We start from the raw sequence: 15,516 nt of genomic DNA on the forward strand, positions 1-15,516 counted from the left end.
AGCGATGAGTCGTCGCAGGGCAGCCTGCGCCGTGTGGGGCGCGCCCTACCAGCAGATTCGGCCAAATTCAACCCCGAAGCCGTTTCACTCGACAGGAGCGCCAGTGGGGTGGATAGTCAGGGCAGAAGATAAAGGAGGATCGCCATGGCTACCGCCGTTCCTGTTGCCGGGATGTCAGCTGCCGAATGGGAGGCACGCCAGCAGCTCGCTGCCTGCTACCGCATATTCGACCATATGGGCTGGTCGGAGTTGATCTACAACCACATCACCTTGCGCGTGCCTGATGAGGATGGCGCTTTCCTGATCAATCCATTCGGGCTGCTCTATTCGGAAGTGACCGCGTCCAACCTCGTCAAGATCGATATCAACGGCCACATATTGGACGGCAGCGCCTATCCGGTAAATCGGGCCGGGTTCACGCAGCACAGCGTCTTTCACCGGCACCTGCCCGACGCGCATTGCGTCATCCATACGCATACCACTGCCGCGATGGCGGTCAGCGCCACCAGGGAAGGGCTGCGGCCGACCAATTTCTATGCGGCAGCGTTCGCGGCCCGGATCGCCTATCATGATTTCGAAGGCATCACGCTGCGGCCGGAAGAGGGCGAGCGGCTGATAGCAAATCTGGGCGAACGGCGGCTGATGATGCTGCGCAACCATGGCTCGCTGGTCATGGCCGATACCCTGCCCAAGGCTTTCCTCCTGCACTGGATGCTCCAGCGCGCTTGCGAGATCCAGGTCGCCACGGGCGCGGCAGGGACGCCGGTCGATATTCCGGAAGAGGTGATTGCGGTCCATCAGCGCGATATCGGGGGGGTGCAATTGCCGGTAGGGCCGGGCGTGCCCGACTTTCAAGCCATGGTCCGGCTGATCGACAAGATCGATCCGAGTTGGAAGACCTGAAGAAACAGGTGCGCCAGATCAATCTAGATCAAGGACATGCGCAAACAAAGAACATAATGTGAACGCATGGCTGTTCTTTCGATCCGGCAGAAACTGGAAATCCTCGCCGACGCGGCAAAATATGATGCGTCATGTGCATCGTCGGGGACGAAGAAGCGCGATAGCATGTCCGGGCGCAAAGGTGGCATCGGGTCGACCGAAGGAATGGGTATATGCCATGCTTATGCGCCTGACGGACGATGCATATCGCTGCTGAAAATCCTGCTGACGAATAGCTGCATCTTCGACTGCCATTATTGCATCAACCGCCGGTCGAGCGATGTTCGCCGGGCGCGCTTCACCGTGCGAGAGGTGGTCGACCTGACGCTCAGCTTTTACCGGCGTAATTATATCGAAGGGCTTTTCCTGTCCTCCGGGATCATACGGTCGTCCGATTATACGATGGAGCAGTTGGTCGGCGTTGCCCGCGCCTTGCGGGAGGAGCATGATTTTCGCGGCTATATTCACCTCAAGACTATTCCCGATGCCGACCCGGAACTGACCCATCAGGCGGGGCTCTATGCCGACCGGCTCTCGATCAACGTCGAATTGCCGACAGAGCAAGGCTTGCGGCGACTGGCGCCCGAAAAGAATGGCGAGCGCATCGAAGGGGCGATGAAGGGGCTGCGCACGGCGATCGAAGATACCACCGATGCGAAAAAACGGTATCGCCATGCACCGCGCTTCGCGCCTGCAGGGCAATCGACGCAGATGATCGTAGGAGCCGACGAAGCGGATGACCGGGCCATCATCCGGCGTGCGCGCTCGCTTTATGACCGGCATGCGTTGCGCCGCGTCTATTATAGCGCGTTCTCGCCGATCCCTTCCGCCAGTAGCGTGCTGCCGCTCAAACGCCCGCCCCTGCTGCGCGAGCATCGGCTGTATCAGTCGGATTGGATGATGCGCTTCTATGGTTTTTCAGTGCAGGATTTGGAGCAGGCAACCGATCCACAGACAGGACATCTGCCACTCGACATCGATCCCAAGCTCGCCTGGGCCTTGGCGCATCGGGACATGTTCCCCGTGGACGTGAACTGCGCACCCCGCGAATTGTTGCTTCGGGTGCCGGGACTTGGCGTCAAGGCGGTCGATCGCATCTTGGCCAGCCGCAGGGTGCGCCGTCTCCGGCTGGACGACGTTGCGCGGCTGACCAGCTCGATCGTGAAATTGCGGCCCTTTCTGATCGCGAGTGATTGGAGGCCGGTGCACCTGATCGACAAGGTCGATCTGCGGCGGCAGCTCACTCCTCCCGCGGCACAGTTGGAGCTTTTCGGTTGAACAGCCGTTTTCCCTGTTGATAAGTGCCGCGCTTCGTGATTTCTTGAGAACAATAAAAGTCGAGGGGACAGCGCTGGTGGCAACGGCATTCAATGGTGATTCAGTACGGCCTCATGGCGGGCGTTATGCCAAGCGCATGAGCAGCCATCTGGCCGCTGCACTCGTTGTTTTCTGCCTCATTCAGATCGCTATCGTCGCCCGGATGGGCGGCTCGCTGGTACTGCACCTCGCTCTTATTGCCGCAATCGGCGGATATGCCATGATCGCCCGTGGCATCGAGCGCCGCTGGGAGATGCTGGATCAAAGCGGACTGTCGATGTCGGGTCTGGGCTTGCGCTTCCGCCGGGATGTTGCGCAGGTGTGGCTGAGCAGCATTGCCTGCAGCCTTTTATGGCTTCCTGTCGCCATCATCTTCCGTTTCCTGTTCGGCTGACCCGCGGACCCAAAGCGTCCTGCCTGTCGTTGTGCCCTCTAGACCAAGAGGAGCACGCCCATGGCCAAGGCCACGATTTTTGACAAATTGAAGCAGGATCATGATGCCCATCGTCAGCTGTTCGAGAAGATGGCTGATGCTCAGGATGATCATGACCGGCTGGAAAAACTGTTCGAGCAGTTTCGCGTCGAGGTGACCGCGCATGCGGCTGCCGAAGAAGAGACGCTTTACGCAACGATGCTCGCCCGTCCCGACCTGCGCGAAGATGCGCAGCACAGCGTCGCGGAACATAAGGAAATCGACGATTATCTGGAAGAATTGGAGGAGCAGACCTTCAATAGTCCGGAATGGCGTGAAACCTTTGCCAAGCTCAAGAAGCGCTATCTGCACCATATCGAGGAAGAAGAAGAGGAGATGTTCCCCGACGCGGCGGCTGAACTGACGGACGAGGAAGAAGTGAAGCTTGCCGCCACCTTTGCGCGGCGCAAGCCCGCCGAGTTGGAGCGGGCGGAATCGTCCGACTGATTTCGCCATGTTTCAGGCGCTGCTGAGCGGGCCGGACGATTTCGACGGGTGGCGCGATGCTGCCCGTAGTTTCGCTCTGGCTGGCGTGCCGCCTCAGGACATAGATTGGCGGGTCGAAGGAGATGCGGGATCGCTGCTGGCGTTCGACAAGCCGCCGCCCGCCAATCAAGGCGGTGGCGCATTTTCCGTTCCGCGCGCTTTTCTGGAGTTGGCGGAAAGCGCCATATTGCATGGCGATCCGGAGCGCTTTGCCCTCCTCTATGCACTGCTGCTGGATGTCCGCGAGCAGCGCACGCGCATGGATGACCAGGCCGATCCTCTGGTCCGCAGGGTGGAGGTGCTGGCGAAAGCGGTTCGCCGCGACATTCACAAGATGCGCGCCTTCGTCCGCTTCCGGGAGGTGCAGGATGACGACGGCGCGCGCTTTGTCGCCTGGTTTGAACCCGACCATCATATCGTCCGCGCGAACGCGGGCTTTTTCGTGCGCCGCTTTGCATCGATGCGCTGGTCCATCCTGACGCCCGAAATCAGCATTTTCTGGGACGGCGAAAGACTGAGCGAAGGGCCAGGCGCATCGAAGGCAGATGCTCCTGACGGGGACCCGGTCGAGGACATGTGGAAAAGCTATTATGCCTCAATATTCAATCCAGTCAGGCTCAAACAGCGCGCCATGCTGTCGGAGATGCCTAAGAAATATTGGCGCAATCTGCCCGAGGCGGCACTCATCCCCGGCCTGGTCGCCGGAGCGCAGGCAAGGGAGGCGGCCATGATCGCCACCCCGCCCAAAGCACCCGCCCGCCCCAGCAACGTGACAGCCGCCTGGGCGGCCCTGCGCGAGGAAGCGGCAGGCTGCACGCGCTGTCATCTATATCGCGATGCCACCCAAACTGTGTTCGGCGAAGGGCCGCTAGACGCTGCGCTCGTCATCGTTGGGGAGCAGCCGGGCGATCAGGAAGATCTTGCGGGACGGCCCTTCGTCGGCCCGGCGGGACAGTTGCTTGACCATGCGCTGGAAGAGGCAAGGATCGACCGGGCAAGCATCTACGTCACCAATGCCGTCAAGCATTTCAAACATGAGAGGCGCGGCAAACGGCGCATCCACCAGACGCCGGATACGCCGGAGATCAACGCCTGCCGCTGGTGGCTGGATCAGGAGTTGGACCTGATCCGTCCGCGCGTGCTGCTTGCGATGGGCGCGACAGCGGCACGGGCCATCTTGGGAAAGGCGGTGACGATCAGCCGAACCCGGGGCGCCCCCATCCCGCTAGAGAGTGGCGTTGAAGCCTGGGTAACAGTGCATCCCAGTTTCCTGCTGCGGGTGCCGGATGAAGCGCGCAAAGCGCAAGAGAGGGCGCGCTTTGTCGAGGATTTGCGCGACATCGGCGAGAGAGTGAAGGCCCTTGCCCGATGATCATTGCTTGACCAACGGCCCTGCCACGGCAACATCGCGACCCGCCGATGTTGGCCGAGGGATTTTGCCGCTTCATGTCGATCGCCTATCATAATGGTCAGTTTCTGCCCCTTGCCGAAACGCGGGTTTCGGTACTCGATCGCGGATTTCTTTTTGCCGAGGCAGTCTATGAAGTGACGGCCGTCATCGACGGACGGCTGATCGACAGCGCGTCGCATCTGGCAAGGCTTGAGCGCTCGGCAGCGGCCATCGGTCTTTCGCTGCCCCTTTCAACCGGACAGATCGAAGCCGCGCAGAAAGAACTGGCTGCCCGCAACGGACTTCAGGAAGGGCTGATCTATCTGCAATTGACGCGGGGTGCGGACTCCGGCCGGGACTTCCTGCCCTCGCCCGGTCTGGAGCCCACTCTGGTGATGTTCACGCAGGCGAAGCGCTTCCTCGACTCTCCGGCTGTACAGAGCGGGATCGCAGTGGTCACGACGCCCGACCTCCGCTGGGCAAGGCGCGACATCAAGAGCGTGGGCCTTCTGGCCCAAGCCATGGCGAAACAGATTGCGGCCGAAGCGGGCGCGCAAGAAGCCTGGATGGTGGAAGATGGCTTCGTCACCGAAGGCGCGTCGTCCACGGCCTTCCTGGTGACGGATGAAGGCATCATCACGCGCGCATATTCGCAAGCCGTGCTGGCGGGGTGCACCGGCTCTGCCATCACCGCGCTGGCGGAGGAAAGTGGACTGACCGTCGTTCATCGCCCCTTTACAGTTGCCGAAGCGGTGGGAGCACGCGAAGCTTTCATCACCAGCGCGTCTACGCTCTGCCAATCCGTCGTGCGTATAGACGGGCGCATTATCGGCAATGGCAGCCCTGGGCCGATCGCGACCCGCTTGCGCGAACTCTACATCGACTTTGCCCGGCGGACGGCAGTCTGAAATCAAAAAAGCGGAAAGATCATCCGTTCCGGATGCAGTTTCCTTAGGTCTGTCATCCCGCCATTTCGGGGAAAAGCCGGACCATTTTGGCGGTAGCCGTACTCAACTCTGTGAAAAGCAACGGCAAAACGCACGATCAACATCAGGAACAAGCTTGCATGCTCCGATTTGGAGGAGAGAGAAGCGGCGCAACCGAGATATTGCGGTAGGTTAGGAACAAAGCAGGGACAGGAGTTTATCAGGTGGAAATGGATCGATCCCGGACTGACTTTGTTGCCGCTGGCGAAGATATATATCGCGTGAGGGATATGCGGGCGGGCCTGCTCATTCTTGCGGACGATATCTTCCTCGACGATGTCGCCGGGATCGCGCAGGCCGCACAGTTCAGGCTGCTGGATATCGTCGCGCTCGATCAGGCGATGCTGCGGCTCGACATGCAGGTGGGCTGCGATGTCATTCTGCTCTTCTGCACCCATCCATCTGTCATGCTCGAGCGGCTGCTGGTGCAAGTGGAGACGCTGGCGGTGCAGAATGACATGGCCGTCATTCTGGTCGCAGGTCTCGACACCGTGGACTTAGCCTTCGCCTGCATGCGAAGTGAGCGGACGCAGCTGCTCTGTACACCCGATCATGCCGATCTTGCCGCCGCGCTGCTGACGGCGGGCGGCACTACGCCGCAGCGGACACTTCATGAGGTGAACCAGGAAAGCGAGGGCGTTCGCCTGCAGCAACTGAGCGAAGAAGTCAGCCGCCTCGCCCGGACGTTGGAGGCGCTGACGGCGCGCCCGCGCCATGCCATGCCTTCCTTTGCCTTGGGCCCCCGCATATCGGATCGTGCGAGCGACTATATCGGCATGCCCGCTGTCGAACCGATGGGCGAGCAGCAAGCGCCCGCCAAGGAAGCAACGCCCGGCGCGGCGCAGGTGCGGGACATGCTGCGCGCGCGGCGGCTGCGGGAGGATTTCCTGCCTGCTGACCTTTTCGCCGATCCTGCATGGGACATGCTGCTCGACCTGTTGGCAGCGCGTCTGGAGCAGGAGCGCGTGTCGGTGTCGAGCCTCTGCATCGCTTCGGCCGTGCCGCCGACGACCGCGTTGCGCTGGATCCGCACGCTGACCGACAAGGGCATCGTCCACCGGCAGGCAGACCCGCATGACGGGCGCCGCGTGTTCATCGCGCTGACTGACGATACCGCCGAAGCGCTGACAAGATGGTTCACCGCGAGCCGCCGTTTCCTGTGCGGGTAAACGGGCCGCTATCATCAAGGCTTGACCGGCGCGCGGATTGGCCTAGATAGCGCGCTCCGGCTGCATCGCCATGATGCGGCATCGGGCGATTAGCTCAGTTGGTAGAGCGTCTCGTTTACACCGAGAATGTCGGCGGTTCGAGCCCGTCATCGCCCACCATATTCCCATCGCTGCCAGAAAGCCGTGCCGGATATTGCGGTGCGATGGAGCCGCTGCTAATCGAACGCGTCATGATACAGCCGCCTGAAATTCTTCGAGTCACCAAGCCCCGCGTCGCGTGCGATGGTTCGGGCGACATCCCCGCTGCTCTGGGCCACCCCCGCGTGTTCCTGGAGATTGACGAGCATGGCTATGTCGATTGCGGCTATTGCGACCGGCGCTTCGTCCTGATCGGCGGTCCGGCTGACACGCCCGAAGTCGCGGGCCTGCCTGACATCCCATCCGGCGCCAGCATGTGAAACGGGTTTCGCCATCGCGAATTTGATTGGGCTTGGGAAGCTGCGCCCCTATATCGGGCGGCATGACGGACATCGCTTCCCAGTTCACCGATGCGCGCGGCCTTCTTTACCGGCCGGGCCTGCTTGATCCCGATGGCGCGCGGCAGCTGACCGCGCAGGCACTCGCCAATTGCGATGATGGCGAGCTTTATCTCCAATATCGGGCGAGCGAGAGCTTCGGGTTCGACGATGGTCGGCTGAAGACGGCCGACTATTCAACCGATGCTGGCTTTGGCCTGCGGGGCGTGTCGGGCGAGATGACCGGCTTTGCCCATGCCAACGACATCAGCGAGGCGGCGATCCGCCGGGCTGCCGAGACGCTGACCTTGCTGGATCCGGCCAAGGGTCAGCCTGCCCCGCCGCCGCAGCGGACGAACCGGCATCTCTATACGGACGCCAATCCTCTCGAGATCGTGCCTTTCGCGGAAAAGGTTACGCTGTGCGCGGCGATTGACGCGGCGGCGCGCGCGCGTGATCCGCGCGTTGCGCAGGTTTCGGTCAGCCTTGCCGGTAGCTGGTCGGTGGTCGAGATCGTGCGGGCCGACGGATTCACCGCATCCGATATCCGCCCGCTCGTGCGCCTCAACGTCTCGCTGATCCTCGAAGAAAATGGCCGTCGTGAAACGGGTAGTTTCGGCATAGGCGGGCGCTATCTCTATGATCAGGTCATGGACCCGGCCATCTGGAACCGGGCGATTGACGAAGCGCTCGCGCAGGCGCGGGTCAATATGCGGTCGGTGGCTGCGCCTGCAGGCGAGATGACGGTGCTGCTGGGGCCTGGCTGGCCGGGCGTGCTGGTGCATGAGGCGATCGGCCACGGCCTTGAAGGCGATTTCAACCGCAAGGGCACCAGCGCCTTTTCCGGCAGGGTTGGCGAACGCGTCGCGGCGCCGAGCGTCACGGTGGTGGATGATGGATCGATCCTCAATCGCCGGGGGTCGCTGTCGATCGATGACGAGGGCACGCCGACGCGCGAGAACATCCTGATCGAAGACGGCATCCTCAAAGGCTATATGCAGGATCGGCTCAATGCCCGTCTGATGGACGTTGAACCCACGGGCAACGGCCGGCGAGAAAGCTACGCCCATGCCCCTATGCCGCGCATGACGAACACGTTCATCAAGGGTGGCGAGGACGATCCCGCGGAACTGCTGTCTCGTGTGAAGTCGGGCATCTTCGCCAAGAGCTTTGGCGGCGGACAGGTGGACATCGTGTCGGGCAAGTTCGTCTTTTCCTGCACTGAAGCCTATAAGGTCGAGAACGGGAAGCTGGGTGATCCGATCAAGGGCGCGACGTTGATCGGCGATGGACCTTCGGCGCTGACCAAGGTGGTCGGTGTCGGCAATGATTGGGCGCTGGACGAAGGTATCGGCATGTGCGGCAAAGGGGGACAGAGCGTCCCTGCCGGCGTCGGACAACCTACCCTGCTGATGGAAGGCTTGACGGTCGGCGGCACGGCGACCTGATCTCAACGCGCCACGGGCTGCGGAACCGGCAGCCTGCATGATCTTTTCTTCCTGTATGAACATGCTCACCGACAGCCATGACGCGGTGACCGCCGACTGGGCGGCTGCTCTGCTCGACTTCTGGTTCAATCAGGTTGGGGAGGAGGGATGGTGGAAGCATGATCCGGAGCTGGACCGGCAATGCACCAGCCGCTTTCGCTCCTTGTGGGAGGAGAAGCGGACCTTAGCCTCTGAAACGTTCCTGGAGCGAGCCGACGATGCGCTGGCAGCCGTGCTCCTGTTCGATCAGTTGCCGCGAAATATGTTCAGGGGCACGGCCAAGGAATACCAGACCGATGAGCTTGCCCGGGCTGTTGCGCGCGGCGCGATTGCCCATGGCTATGACATCCAGATTGGCGGGGCCGGACGCAGATTTTTCTACATGCCGTTCCAGCACAGCGAAGAGCTTGAGGATCAGGCGCTATCGCTTAGCCTGTTCGAGGCGGCGGGCGACGAACGGTCGATGGAGTTTGCGCGTCAACATCATGCAGTCATCGCTCGTTTTGGCCGATTTCCTCATCGCAATGCCGTGCTTGGCCGGGCCACCTTGCCCGAAGAAGAAGATGCGATCCGCGCCGCTGCCGACTGGTAACAGGGGATGCTCAATTTTTAGGCAGCGCCCCTCACCTGCCCATTTTTTTAGCGACTGAACGATCGCGCTTGTCGAAAAAGCCCAGATCACGGCTGCTTTTTTAATTTGGCACGGCTCTTGCTGACATGTCGTCGCACACCATTAACAGGGGGCGACATGAAACTTGTCATGGCTATCATCAAGCCGTTCAAGCTTGACGATGTCCGCGAGGCACTCTCCTCGCTGGGCATCGCCGGTATGACGGTGTCCGAGGTGAAGGGCTTCGGCCGCCAGAAGGGGCAAACCGAAATCTATCGGGGCGCCGAATATTCCACGAACATGGTTCCGAAGATCAAGATCGAGGTCGTTTGCGACGACGATCTTGCACCGCGCGTAGTCGAGGCGGTTCAGACAGCCGCGAATTCCGGCGCGATCGGCGACGGCAAGATCTTTGTCCTCGATGTTGGTCAGGCCGTGCGCATTCGCACTGGCGAGACCGGCGAAACCGCGCTGTAAGAAGGGGGGAATAATGACCTTTGCCAAGAAATTCTCCGGCGTGATGGGAGCGGCTGGCCTTTCCCTCTTCGCCGCGCTGCCCGCCTGGGCACAAACGGCGGCGGCCGCTGCGCCGACGCCAGACAAGGGCGATACTGCCTGGATGATGACCTCCACCGTGCTGGTGCTGGCCATGATCCTCCCCGGCCTGGCCCTCTTCTATGGCGGCCTGGTTCGTACCAAGAATATGCTGTCGGTCATGACGCAGATCGGCGCGGTCGCGTGCCTCGCGATGCTGATCTGGGTGATGTACGGCTATAGCCTCGCCTTCGCTGGTCCCAGCAACGGCTTCATTTCCGACCTGTCCAAAGCCTTCCTGAAGGGCATCACGCCGGATTCGACGGCTGCCACCTTCACCGATGGCGTCGTCATCCCCGAATATGTGTTCGTCAGCTTCCAGATGACCTTCGCCGCGATCACCGTCGCGCTGGTGCTGGGTTCAGTTGTCGAGCGCATCAAATTTTCGGCGGTCATGGTGTTCGCAGCGGTCTGGCTGACGATCGTCTATTTCCCGATCGCCCATATGGTTTGGGCTACGGGCGGCCTGTTCTTCGAAATGGGGGCACTGGACTTCGCTGGCGGCACTGTCGTGCACATCAACGCCGGTGTTTCGGCGCTGGTCGCCTGCCTCATCCTCGGCAAGCGCATGGGCTTTCCCAAGGAACCGACGCCGCCTCACTCCCTGACGCTGACCGGCGTCGGCACCGGCCTGCTGTGGGTTGGCTGGTTCGGCTTCAATGCAGGCTCGGCTCTGGAAGCCAATGGCTCTGCGGCCCTGGCGATGATCAACACCTTCGTTGCAACGGCTGCTGGCGGCCTGTTCTGGATGATCGCCGAGCGCATCAACGGTCACAAGGGTTCGGCCCTCGGCTTCTGCTCGGGCATCATCGCCGGTCTGGTTGCCGTGACGCCTGCCGCGGGGAATTCTGGCCCGTTCGGTGCCATCGTGCTGGGTGCGGTCGCGTCGATCATCTGCTTCTACATGGTTACGGTCATCAAGCCCAAGCTTGGCTATGACGACTCGCTGGACGCCTTCGGCATCCACGGCATCGGCGGCATGATCGGCGCGATCGGCACCGGCATCGTCTACTCACCGTCGCTGGGCGGTCCGGGCGGCGCTGACTTCTCGATGAGCAGCCAGCTCGTCACGCAGCTGTTGGCCACCGTCACGACCATCGTCTGGGCATCGATCGGCACCGCGATCGCCATCTTCGTCGCCAAAGCCGTCACCGGCCTGCGGGTCAGCCGCGACGTCGAACTGGAAGGCCTCGACCTCGGGGAGCATGGCGAGCGCGCCTACAACCCCTGATCCTATTCGGAAGAGCGGGCCGCAAAGGATGGCCCGCCCGCCACACGATGTTCCTCCTGCGAACACACCTTGGGTCCGGTACGAAAGTGCCGGCCTTTTTTTTTGTGGATCAGCCTCTAGGCCGGGTCCAGAGATGCGGTGGGCGAGGCGCGGATGCGGGCCAGCGGGACGAACGGCCGAACATCTGAAATCCCCCCCGGCACACCCATCCCAGCTTCTCGCTCTTGGGCGTCATCACCCGGGCGTCCCAAGCGCGTTCTCCACGCCTTGCGACTTCCCGCGCTATGTCGCCATAAATGCCTGCCGCAGCCAGAACTGCCCAGGCGGCGCGCGGCGGCAAGGATCCGGTGCCATGGCGCGCGCTTGCTTCATAGTCAGCGGCAAGGTTCGTGAGGCGGCCCGCCAAAAGGGTGAGTTGCGGGCGGTATGCTAGCTCCATCTGGCTTCCCGGCGGGATCGCCATTTCCGCCAGCCATTGCTGGGGCAGGTAGCAGCGGCCGGCCTGCTGATCCTCACCGATGTCGCGGGCGATATTGGCCAGCTGGAATGCCAGACCAAGGTCGCAGGCCCGGTCCAGCGTGGCTTCATCCTCAGGGCTGACGCCCATGAGCACAGCCATCATGCAACCCACCGCGCCAGCGACATGATAGCAGTAGCGCAGCATGTCGGCTTGGGTGACGGGCCGCCAATCCTGCGCATCCAGGGCAAAGCCTTCTAGCAGGTCATGGGCGTAGCGCGCAGGAATGGCGCATTCGCGCATGACGAGGCCAAAGCCGTCGAAGGCAGGGTCTCCGGTAGCTTCGCCGCGTAAAGCTGCATCGGTCTGCGCTCGCATGGCGGCCAAACGGACCTGCCCATCGGCCACGCCCGTCATCACACCCCCATGATCCTGCCCATCGGCGATGTCGTCGCATTTGCGGCACCAGGCGTAGAGGAGCCAGGCCCGCTCGCGGATTTGCCGGTCGAACAGCCTGGACGCCATGGCAAAGGATTTGGAGCCACGGGCGATACTGTCGCGCGCATGGGCGACGAGGGCGGGACGATCGAGATGGGTCACGCCGCCGACATGCCTCGCGACGGTGATTGCCGCAAGGGCGACGAAAATTACAACCGGTCGGCTTTCATGGCGAAGATCGGCTCATGCGCCTCATAGGCTGTCATTTTTTCGAGCAGTCCATCGATCGTGTCGGCATGGGAGAGGATGCAGGCATGTTGAGGCCGGATGAATCCGGTGGCGATCATATGCTGGTTGAAGGCGATAAGCTGGTCATAGAAGCCCGCAACGTTGAGCAGACCGACAGGCTTGGCATGGTAGCCAAGCTGCGCCCAGCTGATCGCCTCCCATAGCTCATCCATCGTGCCGACGCCGCCAGGCAGCGTGACGAAGCCATCCGACAGGTCGGTGAAGAGTGCCTTGCGCTGATGCATTGTCTGGACGACATGGAGCTCGGTGCAGCCCTGATGCGCGACTTCGGCCCTGACGAGGGCTTCCGGGATGACGCCGATCACCTCCCCGCCTGCTTCGAGGGCAGCGTCGGCCACCGCACCCATCAGGCCGAGCCTTCCGCCACCATAAACGACGCCGATGCCTCGCCCGGCAAGGGTACGGCCGACCTGGCGGGCCGCCTCCACATAAACCGGGTCCGCAGGCAAAGCCGAGCCGCAATAAACGGCGAGGCGCTTCACAGCAGGTCTTGCAGCATCAGCGCGGCGGTCGCCTTTGCGCTCCCCACAACGCCGGGGATGCCTGCGCCCGGATGGGTGCCCGCGCCGGTGAGGTAGAGGTTGGGGATCACGTCATCCCGGTTATGAGCGCGGAACCAGGCGCTCTGGGTCAACAGCGGCTCAAGGCTGAAAGCGCTGCCGAGATGGGCGGACAAGTCGCTCTGGAAATCGGGCGGCGCGTAATGGAATTGCGTGACGATGCGAGAGCGGATGTCGGGGATGAGGCGATGCTCGATCTCGTCCAGGATACGCTCGGCATAGACGGGGCCGAATTGCTTCCAGTCGATCGGCAGCTTGCCCATGTGGGGCACCGGCGCAAGGGCGTAGAAGGTCGAGTGACCATCGGGCGCCATCGACGGATCGGTGACGGTCGGATGATGGAGGTAGAGCGAGAAATCCCTCGGCAGCACGCCATGATCATAGATGTCGGTCAGAAGCCCATCATAGCGCGGACCGAACAGGATCATGTGGTGCGGGATGCCGGGCCAGCTGCCCTTGATCCCGAAATGCAGGACGAAGAGGCTGGGCGACCAGCGCTTTCGGCCAAGCTTTTCCGCCTGCCTCTGGCCGCGGGGATGGTGGCCGAGAAGATCGCGATAGCTGTGCATGAGGTCGCCGTTGGTAGCGACCGCATCGGCCTCTCCGCGCCAGCCTGAAGCAGTAGACACGGCGACGGCGCGGTCACCATGGGTCTCGATCCGCACGACCGGGTCAGCCAGCCGCAGCGTGCCGCCGAGCCGTTCGAAATGCGTCGCCATGCCTTGCACGAGGCGGTTGGTGCCGCCCTTGGCGAACCAGACGCCGCCATCCTTTTCCAGCTTGTGGATGAGCGCATAGATCGCGCTGGTCTGCATCGGGTTGCCGCCGACCAGCAGCGTGTGGAAGGACAAGGCCTGGCGCAGCCGCTCGTCCTTCACATAGGATGAGACGATCGAATAGACCGACCGCCATGCCTGATGCTTGGCCAGCGCCGGAGCGGCGCGGATCATCGACGCGAAATCGAGGAACGCGACGGAGCCTAGCTTGCGATAGCCCTCCTCATAGACGCCGTCGGAATAGTCGAGGAAGCGCTGATAGCCTGCGACGTCCTGCGGGTTCAGCTTGGCGATCTGGGCGCGGAGGGCATTTTCGTCGTTCGAATAGTCGAAGTTGGTGCCGTCGCGCCAGTTCAGCCGGTAGAAGGGCGTGACGGGCACTAGGGTGACATCCTCCGCCATGTCATGACCGGACAGACGCCAGAGTTCCGCAAGGCAATCGGGATCGGTGACGACGGTGGGACCGGCATCGAAGACGAAGCCGTCCCGCTCCCACATATAGGCACGGCCGCCCGGGCGGTCCCGCGCTTCGACGAGCGTCGTGTCGACACCCGCGGACTGAAGGCGGATCGCCAGAGCCAGGCCGCCAAAGCCCGCTCCTATGACTATCGCTTTGCGGTTCATCAGGCGGAGGGGGTCAACAAGGCGCGCATGGCGCTCCTTATGGGCACGGGCGGGCGTCCACACAAGATGCGGATGCGATCGGCCCAACTGGACTGCCCGGCATAGAAGCGGCCGATCAGATGCGGGTTGAGCCGGTAGAAGCGCTCGAAGATGCGCCAGCGCTGATGCGGCTGGGCGGCGCGGAAAAGCATCTTGCCCAGCAGACGGTAATAGCCCCCTGCCTGCCAGTGCGCCTTGGCGCGTTTGCGGGTCGCGGGGCCAAGCGTTTCAAGCGGCTGACCGCTGAGCCAGAGCGCGGTGGAGATCGCGTCGGGAAGTGAATAGCCGGTCATCGGGTGGAACATCGCGGCGCGGACGCCGGCGCGAGCGACGGCATCCTGCGCTGGCCAGAAGCGATCGAAGTCGCCGCCATGCACCACTGGCAGGATGCCACTTTCCTGATGGACGATTTCTTCGACCTGCCAGTTCTGATCCTGGGCATAGCTGGCAATCCGGCTGGCGAGCGCTGGGACGTCGAGTGAGGCGTCGTTGCTGTAATAGGTATCTTCGACGAATATCGTCTGTTGGTCGAAGGGAAGCAGATAGACGAAGCGATAGCCGTCGATCTGGGGAACGGTCGCGTCCATGATGACGGGGCGTTCCAGGCCGTGGGGTTGAGCCAGGCGGAGGACCTGGCCGACGAACTTCTGCCAGCCGCAATCAAGCGCCGACAGATCGCCGCCGCCGCGCGTATCGAGGACGGCGTCGGCTTTGATCTGGCTGCCGTCGCTCAAGGTGACGCAGGTGGATGTGACGCTGGCCGCATCGGCGTTGAGGAGGGCGCGCTCCCCGAGCAACGGGCGAGCATGGGCGTCCAGTTGAGTGGAGGAGATGCTGTTATAGGCGGTGTCCAGCTGGCGCTGATAGGCGGGGAAGCGGACCTGGTGTCCCTGGGGCCAGCGGTGGGTAACGAAGGAATCGATCAGCCATCGATCGGCGGGCCGAACATCGCTGTCGAAGAAGGACCAGAGATGGTTTCCGCCGAGCGTTTGGCCGCTTTCGATTAGGAGGACATTCACGTCGGGGCGCAGGCGGGTGAAGGCTAGAGCGGTGAGAGTACCGGAAAGGCCGCCGCCCAGAATCGCGAGGTCGCAGTCGAAGCTTTTGGCCATGC

16 protein-coding genes and 1 tRNA gene are annotated in these 15,516 nt (G+C 62.4%); 13 read left to right on the forward strand and 4 right to left on the reverse strand.

What is annotated here, in order from left to right; genetic code table 11:
• Positions 1 to 144 precede the first annotated feature (144 nt).
• The 13 genes from ACYU8T_RS10400 to ACYU8T_RS10460 all read left to right on the forward strand — a co-directional run bounded on the left by ACYU8T_RS10400 (position 145) and on the right by ACYU8T_RS10460 (position 11,199).
• A complete protein-coding gene (locus tag ACYU8T_RS10400; protein WP_461159373.1) occupies positions 145 to 903 on the forward strand; it encodes a class II aldolase/adducin family protein in 759 nt (252 codons plus the stop codon).
• A 66-nt stretch (positions 904 to 969) separates the two neighbouring features.
• Positions 970 to 2,220 carry a putative DNA modification/repair radical SAM protein gene (locus ACYU8T_RS10405; RefSeq protein ID WP_461159374.1) on the forward strand — a complete coding sequence of 417 codons (1,251 nt, stop codon included), beginning with the start codon at positions 970 to 972 and terminating at the stop codon, positions 2,218 to 2,220.
• Positions 2,221 to 2,296: 76 nt separating this feature from the next.
• A complete protein-coding gene (locus tag ACYU8T_RS10410) occupies positions 2,297 to 2,653 on the forward strand; it encodes a hypothetical protein (protein ID WP_461159791.1) in 357 nt (118 codons plus the stop codon).
• Positions 2,654 to 2,713: 60 nt separating this feature from the next.
• Positions 2,714 to 3,178: a hemerythrin domain-containing protein gene (locus tag ACYU8T_RS10415; RefSeq protein ID WP_097092458.1), complete on the forward strand. Its 465-nt coding sequence runs from the start codon at positions 2,714 to 2,716 to the stop codon at positions 3,176 to 3,178.
• Positions 3,179 to 3,185: 7 nt separating this feature from the next.
• Positions 3,186 to 4,589, forward strand: a complete 1,404-nt coding sequence (locus ACYU8T_RS10420; protein WP_461159375.1) for a UdgX family uracil-DNA binding protein — start codon at positions 3,186 to 3,188, stop codon at positions 4,587 to 4,589.
• 74 nt (positions 4,590 to 4,663) lie between these two features.
• Positions 4,664 to 5,515 carry a D-amino-acid transaminase gene (locus tag ACYU8T_RS10425; RefSeq protein WP_461159792.1) on the forward strand — a complete coding sequence of 284 codons (852 nt, stop codon included), beginning with the start codon at positions 4,664 to 4,666 and terminating at the stop codon, positions 5,513 to 5,515.
• A gap of 248 nt (positions 5,516 to 5,763) precedes the next feature.
• On the forward strand, positions 5,764 to 6,762 hold the full coding sequence (locus ACYU8T_RS10430; RefSeq protein WP_461159793.1) for a winged helix DNA-binding protein: 999 nt from the start codon (positions 5,764 to 5,766) through the stop codon (positions 6,760 to 6,762).
• Between the two features lie 83 nt (positions 6,763 to 6,845).
• Positions 6,846 to 6,921 (forward strand) — tRNA-Val (locus tag ACYU8T_RS10435).
• A gap of 71 nt (positions 6,922 to 6,992) precedes the next feature.
• Complete coding sequence (locus ACYU8T_RS10440) at positions 6,993 to 7,220, forward strand: zinc-finger domain-containing protein (protein WP_461159376.1); 228 nt, start codon at positions 6,993 to 6,995, stop codon at positions 7,218 to 7,220.
• Between the two features lie 62 nt (positions 7,221 to 7,282).
• The gene (tldD, locus tag ACYU8T_RS10445; protein WP_461159377.1) at positions 7,283 to 8,725 is read left to right on the forward strand and encodes a metalloprotease TldD; all 1,443 of its coding nucleotides are present in this window, start codon (positions 7,283 to 7,285) and stop codon (positions 8,723 to 8,725) included.
• 55 nt (positions 8,726 to 8,780) lie between these two features.
• Positions 8,781 to 9,356 carry a DUF924 family protein gene (locus ACYU8T_RS10450; RefSeq protein WP_461159378.1) on the forward strand — a complete coding sequence of 192 codons (576 nt, stop codon included), beginning with the start codon at positions 8,781 to 8,783 and terminating at the stop codon, positions 9,354 to 9,356.
• 156 nt (positions 9,357 to 9,512) lie between these two features.
• Positions 9,513 to 9,851 carry a P-II family nitrogen regulator gene (locus ACYU8T_RS10455; RefSeq protein WP_097092464.1) on the forward strand — a complete coding sequence of 113 codons (339 nt, stop codon included), beginning with the start codon at positions 9,513 to 9,515 and terminating at the stop codon, positions 9,849 to 9,851.
• A gap of 13 nt (positions 9,852 to 9,864) precedes the next feature.
• Positions 9,865 to 11,199, forward strand: coding sequence for an ammonium transporter (locus tag ACYU8T_RS10460; protein WP_461159379.1), 1,335 nt, complete (start codon positions 9,865 to 9,867; stop codon positions 11,197 to 11,199).
• A 109-nt stretch (positions 11,200 to 11,308) separates the two neighbouring features.
• Here the strand turns inward: ACYU8T_RS10460 and ACYU8T_RS10465 are convergent, their stop codons facing one another.
• The 4 genes from ACYU8T_RS10465 to crtY form a co-directional block, all read right to left on the reverse strand.
• Positions 11,309 to 12,208 carry a phytoene/squalene synthase family protein gene (locus ACYU8T_RS10465; protein ID WP_461159794.1) on the reverse strand — a complete coding sequence of 300 codons (900 nt, stop codon included), beginning with the start codon at positions 12,206 to 12,208 and terminating at the stop codon, positions 11,309 to 11,311.
• 95 nt (positions 12,209 to 12,303) lie between these two features.
• Positions 12,304 to 12,885, reverse strand: coding sequence for an LOG family protein (locus ACYU8T_RS10470; protein ID WP_461159380.1), 582 nt, complete (start codon positions 12,883 to 12,885; stop codon positions 12,304 to 12,306).
• Positions 12,882 to 14,363 (reverse strand): phytoene desaturase, encoded by a 1,482-nt coding sequence (locus tag ACYU8T_RS10475; protein ID WP_461159381.1) that lies wholly within the window; start codon positions 14,361 to 14,363, stop codon positions 12,882 to 12,884. The genes ACYU8T_RS10470 and ACYU8T_RS10475 overlap by 4 nt, the downstream gene beginning before the upstream one ends.
• Positions 14,363 to 15,514, reverse strand: a complete 1,152-nt coding sequence (gene crtY, locus ACYU8T_RS10480) for a lycopene beta-cyclase CrtY (RefSeq protein WP_461159382.1) — start codon at positions 15,512 to 15,514, stop codon at positions 14,363 to 14,365. Before crtY ends, ACYU8T_RS10475 begins: the two co-directional genes overlap by 1 nt.
• Between the last annotated feature and the right edge of the window lie 2 nt (positions 15,515 to 15,516).

The organism is Sphingobium sp. TomMM35A, from assembly GCF_054771735.1.

Coding starts and splice junctions, on each gene's coding strand:
- ACYU8T_RS10400 (WP_461159373.1), top strand. CDS start 145: ATGGCTACCGCCGTTCCTGTTGCCGGGATGTCAGCTGCCGAATGGGAG.
- ACYU8T_RS10405 (WP_461159374.1), top strand. CDS start 970: ATGGCTGTTCTTTCGATCCGGCAGAAACTGGAAATCCTCGCCGACGCG.
- ACYU8T_RS10415 (WP_097092458.1), top strand. CDS start 2,714: ATGGCCAAGGCCACGATTTTTGACAAATTGAAGCAGGATCATGATGCC.
- ACYU8T_RS10420 (WP_461159375.1), top strand. CDS start 3,186: ATGTTTCAGGCGCTGCTGAGCGGGCCGGACGATTTCGACGGGTGGCGC.
- ACYU8T_RS10425 (WP_461159792.1), top strand. CDS start 4,664: ATGTCGATCGCCTATCATAATGGTCAGTTTCTGCCCCTTGCCGAAACG.
- ACYU8T_RS10430 (WP_461159793.1), top strand. CDS start 5,764: ATGGATCGATCCCGGACTGACTTTGTTGCCGCTGGCGAAGATATATAT.
- ACYU8T_RS10440 (WP_461159376.1), top strand. CDS start 6,993: ATGATACAGCCGCCTGAAATTCTTCGAGTCACCAAGCCCCGCGTCGCG.
- tldD (WP_461159377.1), top strand. CDS start 7,283: ATGACGGACATCGCTTCCCAGTTCACCGATGCGCGCGGCCTTCTTTAC.
- ACYU8T_RS10450 (WP_461159378.1), top strand. CDS start 8,781: ATGAACATGCTCACCGACAGCCATGACGCGGTGACCGCCGACTGGGCG.
- ACYU8T_RS10455 (WP_097092464.1), top strand. CDS start 9,513: ATGAAACTTGTCATGGCTATCATCAAGCCGTTCAAGCTTGACGATGTC.
- ACYU8T_RS10460 (WP_461159379.1), top strand. CDS start 9,865: ATGACCTTTGCCAAGAAATTCTCCGGCGTGATGGGAGCGGCTGGCCTT.
- ACYU8T_RS10475 (WP_461159381.1), bottom strand. CDS start 14,363: ATGAACCGCAAAGCGATAGTCATAGGAGCGGGCTTTGGCGGCCTGGCT.
- crtY (WP_461159382.1), bottom strand. CDS start 15,514: ATGGCCAAAAGCTTCGACTGCGACCTCGCGATTCTGGGCGGCGGCCTT.